This is a genomic window from Paraburkholderia sp. PAMB 6770, assembly GCF_057748135.1.
Genome location: NZ_CM173238.1, coordinates 1469204 through 1485009 on the forward strand (window position 1 = coordinate 1469204; position 15806 = coordinate 1485009).

Genomic DNA, 15806 nt, shown 5'->3' on the forward strand with positions numbered 1-15806 from the left:
CGGCATGGATACGATCCGTCGATCCTCAATTCCTTCCGACACCGCTGGTCCGGCAGCACATCATGTGCGTACCGCCCTGATCACGGTCGCAATTCTGGCGATTGTCGCGGGGGCTCTGCTGGCCTCGCTGTGGGTTGCATCCTTTTTCCTGTACGCGAGCCTGCGGCTGAACCCGTTCCACGCGGGACTATGGGGCTGGCCCGATGCACTGCTGGCTTGGCATGACGGTCGGATGCCGAACGGCGGTCGGCGTCTCGCGGGCGCGGCCTTGCTCGGCGTGCTGGTCGCTGTGGGTAGCCCGGCGATGGCGTTGAATTCGATCTGGGAGCGGACTGGACGGCGGCGTCTTTACGGCAGTGCCCGGTTCGCCAGCGAAGCGGAAATCCGCGTCGCAGGGTTGCTATGAATGCGCGGACAGTGATCGATTCGCCGCCCATCGTCGTCGGGATATGGCGAGGGCGCTATCTGCGCTTTGCCGGGCAGCAGTTCGTGCTGCTCGCCGCGCCCGCGCGCTCGGGCAAGGGCGTCAGCATCGTGATCCCAAACCTGTTGAGTTATACCGGTTCGGTCGTTGTCCTCGACATCAAGCGCGAGAACTACGCGATCACGGCAGGCTTCCGGCGCGCGCACGGACAGGAGGTCTATCTATTCGATCCGTTTGCGGAAGACGGCCGCACGCACCGGTTCAACCCGCTGTCGGCCATTTCCGATGGCCTGTTCCGCGTCGGCGACATTCTGGCGATCGGCTACGCCCTGTATCCGCCAGGTGGCCACGACGACTTCTGGAAGGACCAGGCACGCAACCTGTTTCTCGGCATCGTCCTGCTGCTCAGTGAGTGGCGTGACGCGCGGCGCATGGGCAGGGGCGAATCCATTCCTGACTATCCCGTCACGATGGGCGAGGTGCTGCGGCAGTCGTCGGGCCACGGCATGCCGGTCAAGGCATACCTGCAGCGCGCACTTGTCCAGCATCGCGCTCTGCTGAGCGGTGCGTGCGTCGATGCCCTGAACCGCTTCCTGTCCAACGACGACAAGGTGCTGGCGAGCATTCTCGCGACTTTCCACGCGCCGCTCACGATCTGGGCGAATCCCATCGTCGATGCAGCGACGAGCGCCAACGACTTTGATCTGCGCGACGTGCGTCGGCGTCGCATGTCGGTCTATATCGGAATCACGCCCGATCACCTGTCCGAAGCGGCGCTGCTCGTGAACCTCGTGTTCTCGCAGCTCGTCAACCTGAACACGAAACAGTTGCCGGAGGCGGATCCAACCCTGCGGTTCCAGTGCCTGTTGCTGCTCGACGAGATGACTGCAATCGGCAAGATCCATATCATCGCGCGCGCCGTGGCCTACATGGCGGGCTACAACCTGCGCCTGCTCTCCGTCGTGCAGTCGATTGCGCAGCTCGAATCGGTCTATGGCCGGGCCGACGCACGTACCTTCCTCACGAACCACGCGATGCAGATCCTCTATGCGCCGCGTGAGCAGAAGGATGCGAACGACTACTCCGAGATGCTCGGCACCTTCACGGACCAGTCGCGCAGCATTAGCCGACCGAGCGCGATGTTCGGCGGCCGGGGCGGAGCGAGCGAGAGCGTGTCCGAGCAGCGTCGCCCACTGCTGTTGCCGCAGGAGCTCAAGGAGCTGGGGCGCGACAAGGAGATCATCGTGCTGGAGAACACGAAGCCGATCCTGGCCGACCGGATCTGCTACTGGCGTGATCCGGTTTTCGCTTCGCGGGTCTCGAGTGCACCATCGGTGCCGGCCATCGACCTGGCCCGCTTCACCGCCCAGATTGAACGACGCGTGCGCGAAGTCGGGTCTGACGAGATCGATCCGGAAGGTACGGGCCTGCGTGATCTGTCGGCTGAGTATCTGGAGGTGCTGCAGGCATGGGATCCGCGCGATCTGCCGCCGCGGCTCGCCGACCTCAGCGAGGACGAGGTCACGACCTACGTTGAACGGCACTTCATGCTGCTGGGCGTTCCGGCGAAGCGTATCGGGCAGGCGACGCGCCGGTTGTCGGTTGCGGACCTCGACGTCGCGGAGCTGGTGCCGCCAAAGTCCGCGCTAACGAGACGTGACCCGGTGACACGTGCCGGGACGAACACGGCATCGATTGAGGGAGCCCGGCGATGAGTACGCCCCATGTGGACGAAACCGCCCGTGTACGGGCCGCCCTTGCCGTGATTCCGGCGGAGGACTACGGCACGTGGGTCGATATGGCGTTTGCACTGAAGCACGGTCTGGGTGACGCGGGCTTCGGGATCTGGGACGAATGGAGTCGCACAGCCGGCAACTATGACGAGCGGGCGGCCCGCACGACCTGGCGCTCGGTGAAGGAGTCAGGCGGCAAGACGCTCGCGTCGCTCTTCTGGCTCGCGCGAGAGCATGGGTTTGACCTGAGACGTGGGCACTACCCGGACCAGATGGCAACGACGCTCGTGCCGGGTCCCGATGTGCTGGAACGCCGCGCGCGGGAAGCGGCACGCCAGCAGGCACGGCATGCTGCCGCGGCTCGTGAGGCACAGGAAATCTGGCAATGGGCACGACCTGTTGGCCCGGAACATCCCTATCTCGTGCGCAAGGGTCTCGATCCCGGGCAGACACTGCGCGAACTGGAAGCGCCTGAACTGCGTGCGTTGCTGGGCTATGCCCCGGCGAGCGAGGAGCGACCGCTTGCCGGACGCGTACTGGTTGTGCCGGTCTGGATTGATCGCGCCGTCTCAACGTTGGAGCTGATCGATGAGGCGGGCAACAAGTCGTCGCTGGCCGGTGGCGTCAAGAAAGGTGGTTACTGGATCGCCGGGCCAGCGCCTGTCGCAGTCGGACAGGCAGTGCCGATCCTGATCGGCGAGGGCATGGCCACCATGCTCTCTGCGCATCGAGCAACGGGATGGGTGGCGCTCGCGGCACTCTCCAGCGGCAATCTGCCTCCCGTCGCGGAATCCGTGCGCGAGCAGTTTCCGGACGCGGACATCGTCGTCCTGGGCGAACTGGGGCCGGGCGAGGCCAAGGCACGACAGGCTGCGGACGCATCCCGCGCGAGCATGGTCTTGCCCGTATTCGCCGCCGACGCGCGACTTGACGACAAGGCTCCAACAGATTTCAACGACATGTCGGTGCTGTCCGGATCAGCAAGTGTGGGCGACCGTCTGCGCGAAGTCGTGGGCCGCGATGTTGCGCGGGTGGTCGATGGCATTGGGTCGCTGGCGGGCACAGCAAACGGCAGGGAGCCGGACGAACCGATGGAGGACAGGATGGGCAACGTGAAGGAAAAACTCGTCAATGCTGGGGACGACACACCGCGTCGTCGCACGTCGAAGCGCGGCGCACCGAAGCCGACCACGCCGTCGGAAGCACCTGAGCCAGTGACGGCATCGGCGGAGGCACAACCAACGGGTGAGCGGTCTACGGCTGTCCCTGCGGGTGATATGCCAGTCGCTGAGCCGAGGCACTTCGCACCAACGCGTCCGCCAGTTGGCGAGCCATTGTTCGCCGTAGCGGATGTGCCTAACGAGGTCAGGGCACTGGCCCTACATCGGTTCGGCTCCCCGCTCCGGATGGGCACGCCTCGCGAGAACGGTGGACCGTATCGTGGCGAAGTGTTCAACACCGAGCACTACCTGATCCAGGAGGTGGCGACGCGCAGCGTTGTCTTCCATCCGAAGACGCGGATGGAATTCGTCTCGGAGCGGCTGCGATGGATGGACGAGAACGCCCGGCTCAATGGATCGGAACTGCAGGTCGGCTACGAGGGTGATCGGCCTAGGGTTTATCCGTGGGATCGCGCGCGTGACCTGCTCGACCGCACCGTCGGCTCGCTCAAGAAGTCGGCCCGTGAACTGAATTTCAGTCCGAATCTCGAGGGGATGCTCGATCAGTTACAGGCGCGCTCGTGGGCCCGGATACGCGAAGCGCGCACAGCGGCGCTTGAGCAGTCGAAGGAGCGGTCGGCATCGCAGGATCCGCCTGGGCCGGATCGCTAGACCAAAGCATGTATCGCTGGAAGCATGACCGATCAGAGAGGAGCTCCACCATGTCTGAAACCCTGTCGCCTGACGAGCCAGTCATCAATGTGATCGAGCAGGATATTCCCGGGCCTACGCCATCCGTTGAACACACGAACGGTGATGGCGATACCAGTCGCCTCGATACCGCCGCTCTGGATGCCGTGTCAGCCCGGCGCCGGCACGAGTTCGACGCAGCACGGGCGCGTCTGCGTGATCAGGCCACACGGGACGATGCCGGTGCGACACGTCAGTCTGCCTCCCGCCCAGTCGGCGACGCTCCAACGGAGAGGGAAGGTGCCGATGCCGTTCGCGTGCCGCTTGACCAGGTGCCGGAGCGCGTACGCAAACGCTACCTGCGGGCCGGCAACCAGTATTTCCTGAAGGACGCGCCGTATCAGCTCGCGTTCGAGGATATCGGACCGTACCTTGTCACCGAACACAATCGGCCAGACGTGGTGGAATCGATGGTCGACATGGTGGCGGCGAAATCGTGGCGTCGTATTCGCGTGTCCGGTCATGAGGCGTTCCGCGGCGAGGTTTGGCTGCAGGGATCGTTGCTGGGCATCGAGGTCAGCGGGTATGAGCCGCGGGCCGCCGATCTGGCGCGTCTGGCCGATGCGCGGCAGGGCCATCTGAACAACCGGATCGAAGCGGATGCGTCGTTGCATGCAGCCGGTTCGCCGACAGACGTAGCAGAGCGCAGCCGTGCAACGTATGCCCCCGCGCCAGCCGCCGGGCCGCCGGATGTGGCGGATAGCGCTGCATCTGCAGCCCTGCGACGTGATGCCCAGCGGGGTGATCCTCTTGACGCGAAGCGACAGCCGGCAGCGGGCGACGAAGCCGACACCCCGAGGCGATATACCGGCGAGCTGCGCGAGCACGGCGGTGCGCCGTACCAGAATAATCCGGCGCGCAGTGAGTCGTACTACGTCGTGTTTCGCGATGCGACTGGCGCAGATCACGTGGTCTGGGGCGTGGATCTCGAGCGCGCAGTGCGGGAATCGGGCGCGCAGCCCGGGCAGCAGGTCGCACTCGAAAACCTGGGGCGACGTCTCGTCACCGTCAAGGTACCGATCCTGGACGAGCACGGTACGTTGATCGGTGAAGACGAGCGCGATGTGCACCGGAACACCTGGCAGGTAGATGTGACGCGACGGGAGCGTACGGCGGAACAATCTGTAGCAGAACCCGAACGTCTAGCGGGAGCAGACGCGACACCTGCGGGCACGAACGCGCGCGAAAATGGCCAGAGGCTGCAACGTCCGAGTGTTTCCGAGGAAGACAAGGTGCTGCACCTGGCTGTGCTCGTCGGTGCGATGCGGGAGCAGGGGTTCAGCGCGCGATCGATCGAGCGTGTGCAACGGCGTGCGGAAGCGCTGCTCGATGCGTTTGGTCGCGAGGGGATTCCCGTGCCGCGGCCGAAGGTCTTCGATCCGAAAGCGCCGTCGGAACGGGATCGCCGGACACGCACAGCGGTCGGACGTACGCCTGCACGGGATATCGAGCTAGAGCTGGTGCACACGCCCGTCGAACCTTCGCCTGCGCGCTAGGAGTTGTCATGCGTGTGCGTGTGCGTGAACGTGAGCGCCTGTGTGTCGAGCTTGGTGGCATGCGACAGGATTGGGATCGCTGGTGTGTGCGCCGGGGAATGACGGTTGGGGAGGGCGCGCGGCAACTGATTGCGACCGCGTTGCACGCAGACATCGACAATGGTGATCCGGGGATCGACGCGGATGTCCGCTGGAGCGCTGTCGGCTATCCTCGTATCCGGATCGAACTCAGACTGACGGCTGCCGAACTTGAGGCGGTTGAGTTGCGCGCAGAGGCGTCAGGCCTGACCGCTAACCGCTGGATTGTTGCGTTGATCCGCGCACAGATGACGCACGAACCCCAACTCGGCGCGCGGGAGATGCGGCTGCTGTCGGATTCGAACCTGCAGCTCGCTTCGATTGGCCGGTGGCTCGGGCAACTTGTCCGTGGCGGTCACATATCACGTACCACACAGGACGGGATCAGGGATATCGAGGCTATCCGTGGAGCGATCGATACGCACCTGCGTGCCGTGGCGGCCGTGATACGTGCGAACCTGGATCGATGGAGCCGGTGACATGCCTTATCCGAAAGTCTACATCGATGCGATGCTTCTGAACTGGGGTGACCGGCTGTTTCAGGAGCCGTTCAGGCACGCACGGGCACAGCGGCTTTCGCAGGCGAGCCTGCGCGACGAAGCCGCGCGTATGCGCGAGCAGCTCGCGCGCACGCTCAGGCGCACGCCGGAGGTGATGATCAAGATCACGAACAAGGCATCGGGCGCGCAGGGTATCGGCGCGGTGCGCCGGCACCTTCGATATATTTCCCGGAACGGTCAGGTGGAATTGGAAGACCAGAACGGCGACCGGATCGCAGGCGCAGATGCGGTACGTGATCTCGTGCGAGCCTGGCAATTCGGCGGATGGGGGATACCTGAAACCAGTGCCCGTCGCGAGGTATTCAACATCCTGCTGTCGATGCCGGCCGCTACGAACCGTCAGGCCGTGCGGGACGCGGCGCGGGATTTTGCGGCCGTCGAATTTGGAGATGGGCGTGCCTATGTGTTTGCTGCGCATGACGACGAGGCACACCCGCATGTTCACCTGAGCGTGCAGGTGCGCGGACCGGATGGCCGGCGTCTGAATCCGCGAAAGCAGGATCTGAGGCGCTGGCGCGAGCGGTTCGCCGAGCAGCTACGCGCGAACGGGGTGGATGCCAATGCGACGTCCCGACGTGTACGTGGCGAGACACGAAGGTATCCCGTTCAGGGTGTCAGGCACATGGTGGAGCGCGGTGAAGCCCCGAAATACTGGCGGGCCGCGGCGAACGAAACGCAGCGCCAGGCTGGGTGGCAGGCTCACGACACGGTATTTGCCGCGTGGCGGGAGGTGGCGCGGACAGTGGCCGCGTCCCCAGCCGGTGCGGACCGCGCGATGGCCGTCGGCATCGTCGAGTTTGTGCGTGCGATGCCGGTCCAGCAGGACGCCGTTGTCCCCGACATACAGCGGGATTCTGTACCAAAGCGTGAGAATCGGACAGCGCCAGAGCGAGATACTTGGCCTGACGGTCCCGGTCCAGACATCGAACGCTAGTGCGGTCAGGACGATCGTGTTGTTCCAGTGGGCGAAGTGAGCGACGCGCGGTCCGGTATCCGCATCCACGCACTGCGGCGGGCTCTATGGGGCAGTCTTGAGAGACGCGTCTCGCATGGCTTCACATCTGTCACCGGGCTCTTGCGAAGATGGCGTTGAAGTGGCGGTCGGTATGAACGGCGTGCTGGCGTGAGACGAAGCGTGACCACGCGGAGCATGCAGCCACGGTTGTGATCAACCGCAAGCTGTTCACAGTTCGATGAGCCACACGGGTGCGCCCTTGTAGGTCGCGAAGAGCAGGAAAATCAGGGCGATCGCGAGGAGCGGCAGGCCGTAGAGTGCTACCGGCAAAAACAGCACGAGCTGGAGCGACGAGCCGACCACGCCATAGAGGGCGTTGGTTGCGTGAACGTTTTCGTAGAGCAGCCAGCCCGCTGCAGCGATACCGAGAGCCATCAGGGCAAGTTCTCCTGACGGCGGCGCGTGATGGAGTGCGGCCGTCGCCCACGCATAGTATCCCCACCAGAGGAAATTGATTGCGATGGCGGCGAGCCAGAATCCGCGTGCGGTGCAAAAACTGTGACCGAAACGATCCCGGCAGCGGCGACCAGATAGCTGGATCGCCCTGGCAGTAACAAGAAGAATGCCGACAACGACGGCAAGTTTCAGCAAAGCCATAGGATGTTCTCCTGTGAAACGTGACTGGGCAGAATTTGAGGAAAACGCACAGCCTCAATATCCCACAAATGCAATATAGACGTTGTCCTGTCGAATGCCATGAGGGGTTAGAAAAGATGACTCATGGATAGTGTGTCGCTCGTCTACCACGAGCGCAGTTGCTGTTGGATCAGTGCGATGTCGATGCATAGGGTGCCGATGCTCAGCACTTTCGCTATGTCCTTTTGCAGGGCGCGTTCGTAAAGATCCACAAACAATGGACACCAGTTTTCACTTCGATCCCGGAACGGCCAGGCTCTTCGCGCGCCGTTGCAATGGACATCACCCTCACGAGTGGTTGCGGGCAGGATCGGGATATCGATTCGTGTCACAACGCTATGGCGCTCGGCGTCGAAATCAGAATGATCCTTCCGTAGCAGGAACAGTACGGTAGCGATCAGTTCCACGTCTTCGTCCAGCCGATCCGTGTGACGGGTCTGGGCGGTAGCAAGGCCGTACGCCGCTACCATATCGCTGGCGCGGCGGGTGATCCACTGTTCTGCCTGCGCCAACTCGTGGTTGAGCAGGCGCAGGCGACTGCAATCCTGTTCGTTGAAGTGGGTACCGAGGCCGCGTGGCGGGTGCTTGTCCGGCATATTTCACTTCCTGCGTTCCCTGCGTTGGGCGTGTAGAAGCCACGGACCGTGGTCGTGTGGCAACCGCCGTGAAGTGGCACGTTTCTGAAGCGGTCCCGGCGAGGCGCTTCAAGAACCTAGAAATCGCGTTTAAGTGCTACGATAATCGTAGTATCTAAGACGACGCTTTGCAACGATATTCGTAGTTCCGTATATAACGAGCTACCAGTGAATGTCTGCGGCGTCATCTTCGATTTTTGGAACGCGACTGAAAGAGGCTCGCCTGGAAGCCGGACTGTCGCAGAAGCAACTCGGAATCGAGGCGGGCCTGGATCCTTTTGTCGCAAGCACCCGTATTAACCGCTATGAACTGGGTGTTCACAAGGCGGATTACACGTTCGCGGTCCGTCTCGCGACAGTGCTCCAAATACCAGTCGCGTTTCTATATTCGGAAGATTCCGACCTTGCCAACCTGATTCTCATCTTCGGCAAGCTCCCCAAGCGGAAGCGTGCCGATCTTCTATCACACGCGCGAACCCTGGAGGTTGCATCGTAGCCAGCGATGCGAACAATGACAGCTGGGATCAAGACCGAACTTCTACCGCAGATTGATCTCCCGTTTCCCGGAGAAGCCATGCTGTGAAAACCAGAGCCAACAGGGCCAACCAGCTCGCGATGTGATACTCGGAGAGTTTCTATCCAGCCAGGATCGCTCCTTGGCTAAAATCGCTTGATGTATCGCTGGCTCGGTGCATGAGGACCGAAGCGATGATCAGGAGTGTTTCGCGTGCAATTTCCAACTGAAATCCGGATGCCCCGATCAGTTTGCGCAGGCAACGCGCCTGCGCGGCGATGCCAGGCCTCGCGGGCCGCGCGCATCGGCGGCTCATTGCACCGCTCCGGTTTGCACCGCGTCCATTATTCGCGCCATGCGCGTGAGATTGCTTGCGACCATTGTCAGCTTGAATTGCTGGTCGACCCGCTTGATGCCGCGACACACCGTCTGCCGGATCCGACCGACCGTCTTGCCCCATCCGAAATGCTCTTCGATACGCTTGCGGATGACCTGACTCATCCGGTATCCCGCATGCCGCGATGTACGGTCATCTATCGCGCTGCCGCCCGGTCGGGCTTCATTGCGTGCGACATGCGGGGTTATGTTGCGCGCCCGGCAATCGTTTACGAAATCATGCGTGTCATACGCCTTGTCGGCACCGACTGTCTTCGCGTGGGTGCCCGGCACGCAGTCGAGCAGTCGCAGCGCACTGACCCGCTCGCCAAAGCCATCTGCATGACTTGCCACGGCGCCGACCACCAGCCCGGAGCGGTTCTCCATCAGGATATGCCCCTGGTAACAGAGGATGGCCGGGCTTTGCCTGCTCTTCTTGAACAGGCGCGCATCTGCATCAGTGCTCGACTCATGCGTCTCATTGCTACGCCGCTCGCCTTTCCAGTCAGCCTCTGCGTTGCGTCCACCGCCGGCCGGCGGATCGTCCGATCCGTCCTTGCGACGAAAACTCTTGTGACTCGCCCACGCCTGGATGAGCGTGCCGTCCACCGAGAAATGCTCGTGGGACAGCAATCCCTGCCTGTCGGCCAATATCATCACTTCCGTGAAGAACGACTTGACGACCTCATGCTCGAGCAGCCGGTCACGGTTCTTCGAGAAGACGGAGTGGTTCCATACAGTGTCCTCGATGGCCAGTCCGACAAACCAGCGGAACAGCAGGTTGTACTGCATCTGCTCCATCAGCATGCGCTCGCTGCGCACCGAGTAGAACACCTGCAACAGAAGCGCACGCATCAGCTTCTCCGGTGCAATCGAGGCCCGGCCGCTGTCCGCATAGATGATGCCGAACAGTCCGTTGAGCCGCTTCAACGCCTGATTGACCCGCAGCCGTACGGGGCGCAACGGATGATCGGCCGGAACGAAGTCCTCAAGCTTGACCGTCGTGAAAAGGGCTTCCTGCATTTCATCCATTCCGCGCATCGAATTCACTGCCAAAGATCACGAACACGATATACATAACGTTCGGTCCCAGGATCCCGTTTACACGGGATCGAATTTCAACAGCCTGCTAGTGTCCCGTTCCGCTGATTCGCGAACAAAGTCTGTGCAGCTTTTCGAGAATGGAGTCGGCTGACGCGGTCCAGACGAACGGTTTGCAGTTTTCGTTGTAGTGGGAGACGAATTGATCGATACGCTTGATCAATTGTTTGACCGAGCTGAATGAGCCCCTGCGAATCGCCTTGTCGGTAATCAGCGCAAAGAATCGTTCGACCTGGTTGAGCCACGAACTATAGGTGGGGATGAAATGCATGTGCCAGCGGGGGCGGGCTGCGAGCCACGCTTTGACCTTCGGATGCTTGTGACTGCCGTAGTTGTCGACAATGCAGTGCACATCGAGGTCGGCCGGGACGGCCTTGTCGATTTCGCGCAGAAACGACAGGAATTCCTGATGCCGATGACGCGGTTTGCAGGTGGCGAGTACGGCGCCGTTGAGCACGTTCAGGGCGGCGAACAGCGTGGTGGTGCCGTGCCGAACGTAATCGTGCGTGACACCTTCGACGTAGCCGAAACCCATCGGCAGCATGGGTTGCGTACGCTCGAGTGCCTGACACTGGCTCTTCTCGTCCACGCACAATACCAATGCGTTCTCCGGTGGACTCAGGTAGAGGCCGACCACGTCGCGCAATTTTTCGATGAAGAATTGATCGGTCGAGAGCTTGAAGCTTTCGCTGCGATGCGGCTGCAGACCCAGCAGCTTGAAATAACGGTGCACACTCGTCGGCGAAATGGCAGTTTCGGCGGCAATTGTGCGCACGCTCCAGTGCGTGGAGCCATCCGCGGGCCTGGTGTGCAGGGTCTTGTGAATCAGCTGAGCCAGTCGCTCATCGTCGATCGTGCGCGGTTTGCCCGGGCGTACTTCGTCATAAAGTCCGTTGATGCGCTGTTCCAGAAACCGCAGGCGCCATTTGCCTACCGTGGCACGCGTAAGTTGCAGGCGCTGCGCGATCGCGCTGTTGGGCTCGCCGTCAGCGGCCGCCAACACGATTCGCGCCCGTATGACCAACGCAGCCGAAATCGAGCGAGAACGTGCTATCGACATCAGTTGCGAGCGCTCGTCTTCGCTCAGCATCAGTTCTGCCTTGGGTCGTCCCATCGCCATGCTGACGTCTCCCGTTCCGTTGACGTCAACATGCTACGCGAACATAGACTAGTTAACAACGGAACGGAACACTAGTACTACTGTGTCACAAAGTCATGCGGAGTAACGCAGCAATACGGGCATATCTGTAGTCGCCTGGAGATGTGCGCAGCAATTCGCCAGCGCAGCGTTGCGGTCGAGTCAGGTACGTGTCGCTGCATGCGCTGGGGAGCCGCGTGGGATGTAGTTCTCGGGTAACGCAGGTGCGCCGCGGATTTCGGAGTTTTTTTTACCGCCTTCGGAGAGGCGTTGTGCGACGAGAAACCCATAGGCTGCAATGCATAGTGTCGCGTGATGATGGAAGCCACGCCACCCCACGCCCTTCGAAGTGTCCAAGGCCGAACTCCTGCTTGAGATCCTGGTAGTCACGCTCAATGCGCCAGCGCATTTTGGCAACGTGAACGAGACGTTCCACGGGCGTGTCCCCCGGCAACGTACAAAGCCAGTATTTGCTCGGCTCGGGTTCGCCGACGGGCCACTCGATCAGCAGCCACTCTTCATCGCGCGGCGTAGCCCGCCAGTAATCGCGATGGGAGGCCCGCACTCGCAACGCCGCAAACCGGGAGGTCAGTGCGGTACGCGTGCCTTCGCGCCACGAAATCGTGCGATAGCAGGATGATTCGAGCGCCATTGCCAGGTCCTTGACTGGGACGGAGTCATGTCCCGGTACCCGGCGCTGCAGGCTGCGTGGCCGGCCAGCCTTGCCTGTTGAGGGTTCGGCAGGCAGTGGGGCAAGGCCCGGCGGCCACACGCGGGTACTTGACTGGATACCCACGGCGTATTGCAGACCGAGTTCACCAACGGCTTCACGGAACGCCGTGTCGTTTCCATAGCCCGCGTCAGCCAGCACCACCCCATTTGGGGCGCCACTTTGCCTTGCCTCACGTAATTGCGTGATCGAAATCTGCGGCTTGGTCGCAAACCTGATTTCCTCGGGCACCCCGGCCTGCTGTCGTCGTGTCGGATCCTCTGCCCATTCCTGCGGCAGATAAAGCCGCCAGGCGACCGGCAGGCTCGCCTCCTCGGTGGCAACCGACAGACTCACGGCCACCTGGCAGTTATCCTGCTTGCCCAACTGCCCGCAGTATTGCCGCGCCACGCCCACTGAATGCTTTCCCTTCTTCGGGAAACCCGTGTCGTCAATGATCCAGTACAGACCATTTGTCGGATCCATGTGCGGCAATACCCAGCGCCGGATCTGTTCGGCTAATGCGGCGTCGGACCATTCTGACTTTGAAACGAAGTGATGCAGTGACTGGTGCCGCGCACTCACGCGATGCGGCTCGATATGAGCTGCCAACGGCTCGACACTTTTGCGCGCAATCGGCAGCATCAGGCCTCGGCAATAGCCCACAAGACCAGTACGGCGATCACTGTGTCCGATCGCATTGCATAGGTGTTCCAGGTAATCGTCGAACGATGTGTCCCAGTCCATCACTTCCTCATGCAAAGGATGAAGAAGTTCCTATAATGCCATGGATTTTATGACACAGTAGTACTAGTCTAGGGCTTCGAGCTGGCTGCGTATGCGCCGTTTCTCTGTCCCGATGATGATGATGCGCTTTGCGCCACTACTGGCAATATAGGTGTCGGGCACGGAAGCGGCTGTTTGCTTGGCGCCATGGACGCCGAACAGAAAAAAAGCGCCATCTTGCCGAATGATCCGGGGGATTCTCCATCTTTGGTTTGACGCAGATGACCGACTCGAGATGCTCACGCTCGACCAGCGGCTCGAAATACGGTTTCTCCTGCTTGATCTCATGCAGCAGGTATCGGATAGCCGGCGTCTAATTGAGTGCTGTCTTGTCAAGATCTTGCGGCGGGATTTCGAAGCTGGACGGACGGCGTGCGAGGTTTGCGACGACACTGACCATGTCGCTGTCGTAGTACTTGATATCCTTGGTTGGGATGCCGAACGCAATCACTTCGCCGCTTTCGCTTGGTGGATCGGCGGGATCGCTAGCGAAGTATAGCGCAATCAGTGGATTAGCGGTCAGGTCCAGCAGACGCGTAGGAAGGCCGTAGTGCTGCATTTTCACGAGAGTCTGAAACGTAGATGCGAGCGACGAGAAGTCGTTCGGGCATCGAAGGACGAGCTCCCTGAACATGACGTGTTCGTTTTGTATCCAGCGGGCATTCCGATAGATGCTTGGTGTTAGCGCGTAGGTAAAACTCGGGTGGCCCCGATACAGAAACGAAGTTTCACTTGTGCGATCGTTCGGGTTGGTATCGGAGTTACAACCTCAAGGTTTTTAACGCCCTCGTTCGTCGATTTTCGTCCGATCCGCAATTCGCATCGTAGCCTCCCGCCCGGGTCGGCGCCTCGGCGGCCAGCTTGCCGCGCAAGCCCCGACAGCCGCTCATTCGCTGCGCGTCGGTCGAACGCCGATCCAGCCCTATCAGCCATTCATCGGCATCAACGCGCAGACTGTTCACGTCAATCGGGTGTTTTCGCAGCGTCTCGAGCCACCCGAAAAACTCGAGCTCGCCGTGCTCTTCCAGGACCATCATGTATGTCTCTGGGCCTCCGATGTCTTTGAGTGGGCAACGCCCGGCGGCCGCGACGCAGCGTGGTAATGGCCCTGACCGCTGGTTGCACGTTCGCCGATCGACGTGCACGTCATGTAACCACCGCGCGGAGACGTTGTGCAGGCCAAACATCGACAGGGACAGAGCGTCGGGGCCATCGAAGAATTGCAACGCGCCGTCGCGATGTTCGCCGTGACGCCATTCCCGGACGACAAGCCGGTGCTGGTGTTCGTCGTTCCAGTCCATGGCGGCCTGCATCACCTTATGCAGTTGCACAATCGTGATCTGCTCGGGAATCAGGAGTCGCCGTCAGACCGGCGGGCTTAGGCCGCGAAGACTGATTCGCAACTGAAGAACGGAAGTCGATTTGGAAGAGTCGGAGTCCAGTGAAGTACTAGTGGCACATCCTTCAGCCTTATTCGCAGACCAGACTTCAGCCTCCGCCGTGGTGCGGTCTCCAACATCGGGTGCGGCCGTGCCCGGGTGGTCGAGCAGTCTGGGCATCACGATGCGTTGGACGACGTCCTGCATACAAAGGCGAAACATGCGGATGGCCGCGGGCGGATCGAAATTGACGCGATGTTCCGGCGTGATCTGCAACGCGTTTATAGCCTGACGCATCGGGCCCACGATTTCTTGCGCAAGGCGGGTGGGTTGCATGCCGTTGAAAGTCCGTACGAAGAGCGGATCGTCGTAATGTTTGCGGAATTTCGCGAGGATCATGCTGACCGCAGTCAGGCTCATGTCGGGTCTTTCTGCCGCGCGAGAGATACTCGTCGTCCGGTATTCCTCCTCAAAGGCAATCAGGCTCTTTGGATCAACGTTAACCCTACTCGTCCGCAAATCAAATACGTTGATTCAGCGTATCAAGGGTTACGTATAGCTTGATCGGAAAGAGATTTCTAGAATGACTCCACTCATCGGGGCGTTTCCCTCGGCTTAACGCCGACCCGCACCCGGGCAAAGAAAGTGGAGGAGATATGGGCCCAGAAGAGCAGCAATCGTTGCCAATTCTCATTGCAGGCGGCGGTATCGGAGGCCTTGCTGCGGCGCTCGCACTTAGCCGGTCAGGTTTCCACGTTCGGTTGTTCGAGCGCGCGCACGAGATCAAGGAGATCGGCGCGGGCATCCAGATTGGTCCAAACGCGTTCCACGTATTCGAGCGACTGGGCATTACCGAAGCAGTGAACGCCAAAGTGTCCAGGCCGAGCAAGCTGGTAATGATGGACGGCATTTCGGGCGAGCACGTCATCTCCATACCACTGGACAATCCTTTTATCGAGAGGTTTCACTATCCGTATGCGCTGATTCATCGCGCTGACTTGCATCGGATCTTCCCGGACGCTTGCCTCCGATCGCCACGCATTGGGATTTCTACAAACAGCCGCGGCCTCGAGCAAACGCTGGACGGGACGGCGTGGCTCTACGACGGCGGGCCGGTCTTCCGCAAGCCCGGGGTTACTGAGTTTCCTTCCATCGGTCAGTGAGCTTGTAACGACCCATCGTCGAACAATTGGCTCTATCACTATCGCAGAGACCAACGTGAAGGTTTGCCGGTTCAATGATATCCGATGCCGACGATGGCAGGCTACATGCAACTTTTACCGGCCGGGTTCCTTGGGCAGCCAAACCGGTCGACAG

General features: G+C 61.1%; 15 protein-coding genes and 1 pseudogene. 8 read left to right on the forward strand and 8 right to left on the reverse strand.

All coding sequences use genetic code 11. From position 1 onward, the window contains the following. Positions 1-4 precede the first annotated feature (4 nt). The 6 genes from AC3AP7_RS06755 to AC3AP7_RS06780 are packed head-to-tail and all read left to right on the forward strand — an operon-like array spanning position 5 to position 7135. Positions 5-406 carry a hypothetical protein gene (locus AC3AP7_RS06755; protein WP_475764438.1) on the forward strand — a complete coding sequence of 134 codons (402 nt, stop codon included), beginning with the start codon at positions 5-7 and terminating at the stop codon, positions 404-406. Continuing rightward, a complete protein-coding gene (locus AC3AP7_RS06760; RefSeq protein WP_475764437.1) occupies positions 403-2139 on the forward strand; it encodes a type IV secretory system conjugative DNA transfer family protein in 1737 nt (578 codons plus the stop codon). The genes AC3AP7_RS06755 and AC3AP7_RS06760 overlap by 4 nt, the downstream gene beginning before the upstream one ends. After that, entirely contained in the window at positions 2136-3989 is a 1854-nt protein-coding gene (locus tag AC3AP7_RS06765; RefSeq protein WP_475764436.1) for a PriCT-2 domain-containing protein, read from the forward strand. Before AC3AP7_RS06760 ends, AC3AP7_RS06765 begins: the two co-directional genes overlap by 4 nt. 50 nt (positions 3990-4039) lie before the next feature. Continuing rightward, complete coding sequence (locus tag AC3AP7_RS06770) at positions 4040-5563, forward strand: LPD7 domain-containing protein (protein WP_475764435.1); 1524 nt, start codon at positions 4040-4042, stop codon at positions 5561-5563. 8 nt (positions 5564-5571) lie between these two features. After that, positions 5572-6120: a plasmid stabilization protein gene (locus AC3AP7_RS06775; RefSeq protein ID WP_475764434.1), complete on the forward strand. Its 549-nt coding sequence runs from the start codon at positions 5572-5574 to the stop codon at positions 6118-6120. Position 6121: 1 nt separating this feature from the next. Beyond that, a complete protein-coding gene (locus AC3AP7_RS06780) occupies positions 6122-7135 on the forward strand; it encodes a relaxase/mobilization nuclease domain-containing protein (RefSeq protein WP_475764433.1) in 1014 nt (337 codons plus the stop codon). 249 nt (positions 7136-7384) lie between these two features. Here the strand turns inward: AC3AP7_RS06780 and AC3AP7_RS06785 are convergent, their stop codons facing one another. Together AC3AP7_RS06785 and AC3AP7_RS06790 are read right to left on the reverse strand one after the other, a co-directional pair. Continuing rightward, a complete protein-coding gene (locus AC3AP7_RS06785) occupies positions 7385-7813 on the reverse strand; it encodes a hypothetical protein (RefSeq protein WP_475764432.1) in 429 nt (142 codons plus the stop codon). A gap of 143 nt (positions 7814-7956) precedes the next feature. Beyond that, the gene (locus AC3AP7_RS06790) at positions 7957-8448 is read right to left on the reverse strand and encodes a hypothetical protein (protein WP_475764431.1); all 492 of its coding nucleotides are present in this window, start codon (positions 8446-8448) and stop codon (positions 7957-7959) included. A 211-nt stretch (positions 8449-8659) separates the two neighbouring features. Here AC3AP7_RS06790 and AC3AP7_RS06795 point away from each other — a divergent pair, with 211 nt between their 5' ends. Then, on the forward strand, positions 8660-8983 hold the full coding sequence (locus tag AC3AP7_RS06795) for a helix-turn-helix domain-containing protein (RefSeq protein WP_475764430.1): 324 nt from the start codon (positions 8660-8662) through the stop codon (positions 8981-8983). Positions 8984-9313: 330 nt separating this feature from the next. Here AC3AP7_RS06795 and AC3AP7_RS06800 read toward each other — a convergent pair whose 3' ends face one another. The 6 genes and pseudogenes from AC3AP7_RS06800 to AC3AP7_RS06825 all read right to left on the reverse strand — a co-directional run bounded on the left by AC3AP7_RS06800 (position 9314) and on the right by AC3AP7_RS06825 (position 15008). After that, the gene (locus AC3AP7_RS06800; protein WP_475768045.1) at positions 9314-10417 is read right to left on the reverse strand and encodes an IS5 family transposase; all 1104 of its coding nucleotides are present in this window, start codon (positions 10415-10417) and stop codon (positions 9314-9316) included. A gap of 88 nt (positions 10418-10505) precedes the next feature. Further along, positions 10506-11597 (reverse strand): IS630 family transposase, encoded by a 1092-nt coding sequence (locus AC3AP7_RS06805; protein WP_475764429.1) that lies wholly within the window; start codon positions 11595-11597, stop codon positions 10506-10508. Between the two features lie 180 nt (positions 11598-11777). Then, positions 11778-13071 (reverse strand): annotated as a pseudogene (locus AC3AP7_RS06810) (IS701 family transposase). A gap of 352 nt (positions 13072-13423) precedes the next feature. Continuing rightward, the gene (locus AC3AP7_RS06815) at positions 13424-13828 is read right to left on the reverse strand and encodes an FRG domain-containing protein (protein ID WP_475768043.1); all 405 of its coding nucleotides are present in this window, start codon (positions 13826-13828) and stop codon (positions 13424-13426) included. A 43-nt stretch (positions 13829-13871) separates the two neighbouring features. Continuing rightward, on the reverse strand, positions 13872-14423 hold the full coding sequence (locus AC3AP7_RS06820; protein WP_487362697.1) for an IS1096 element passenger TnpR family protein: 552 nt from the start codon (positions 14421-14423) through the stop codon (positions 13872-13874). A gap of 51 nt (positions 14424-14474) precedes the next feature. After that, positions 14475-15008 (reverse strand): LysR family transcriptional regulator, encoded by a 534-nt coding sequence (locus tag AC3AP7_RS06825; RefSeq protein WP_475764427.1) that lies wholly within the window; start codon positions 15006-15008, stop codon positions 14475-14477. A 137-nt stretch (positions 15009-15145) separates the two neighbouring features. On the opposite strand from AC3AP7_RS06825, the gene AC3AP7_RS06830 reads away from it, so the two are divergent. Continuing rightward, positions 15146-15652 (forward strand): NAD(P)-binding protein, encoded by a 507-nt coding sequence (locus AC3AP7_RS06830; RefSeq protein ID WP_475764426.1) that lies wholly within the window; start codon positions 15146-15148, stop codon positions 15650-15652. Positions 15653-15806 lie beyond the last annotated feature (154 nt).

Coding starts and splice junctions, on each gene's coding strand:
- AC3AP7_RS06755 (WP_475764438.1), top strand. CDS start 5: ATGGATACGATCCGTCGATCCTCAATTCCTTCCGACACCGCTGGTCCG.
- AC3AP7_RS06760 (WP_475764437.1), top strand. CDS start 403: ATGAATGCGCGGACAGTGATCGATTCGCCGCCCATCGTCGTCGGGATA.
- AC3AP7_RS06765 (WP_475764436.1), top strand. CDS start 2,136: ATGAGTACGCCCCATGTGGACGAAACCGCCCGTGTACGGGCCGCCCTT.
- AC3AP7_RS06770 (WP_475764435.1), top strand. CDS start 4,040: ATGTCTGAAACCCTGTCGCCTGACGAGCCAGTCATCAATGTGATCGAG.
- AC3AP7_RS06775 (WP_475764434.1), top strand. CDS start 5,572: ATGCGTGTGCGTGTGCGTGAACGTGAGCGCCTGTGTGTCGAGCTTGGT.
- AC3AP7_RS06780 (WP_475764433.1), top strand. CDS start 6,122: ATGCCTTATCCGAAAGTCTACATCGATGCGATGCTTCTGAACTGGGGT.
- AC3AP7_RS06785 (WP_475764432.1), bottom strand. CDS start 7,813: ATGGCTTTGCTGAAACTTGCCGTCGTTGTCGGCATTCTTCTTGTTACT.
- AC3AP7_RS06790 (WP_475764431.1), bottom strand. CDS start 8,448: ATGCCGGACAAGCACCCGCCACGCGGCCTCGGTACCCACTTCAACGAA.
- AC3AP7_RS06795 (WP_475764430.1), top strand. CDS start 8,660: ATGTCTGCGGCGTCATCTTCGATTTTTGGAACGCGACTGAAAGAGGCT.
- AC3AP7_RS06800 (WP_475768045.1), bottom strand. CDS start 10,417: ATGCGCGGAATGGATGAAATGCAGGAAGCCCTTTTCACGACGGTCAAG.
- AC3AP7_RS06805 (WP_475764429.1), bottom strand. CDS start 11,597: ATGGCGATGGGACGACCCAAGGCAGAACTGATGCTGAGCGAAGACGAG.
- AC3AP7_RS06820 (WP_487362697.1), bottom strand. CDS start 14,423: ATGCAGGCCGCCATGGACTGGAACGACGAACACCAGCACCGGCTTGTC.
- AC3AP7_RS06830 (WP_475764426.1), top strand. CDS start 15,146: ATGGGCCCAGAAGAGCAGCAATCGTTGCCAATTCTCATTGCAGGCGGC.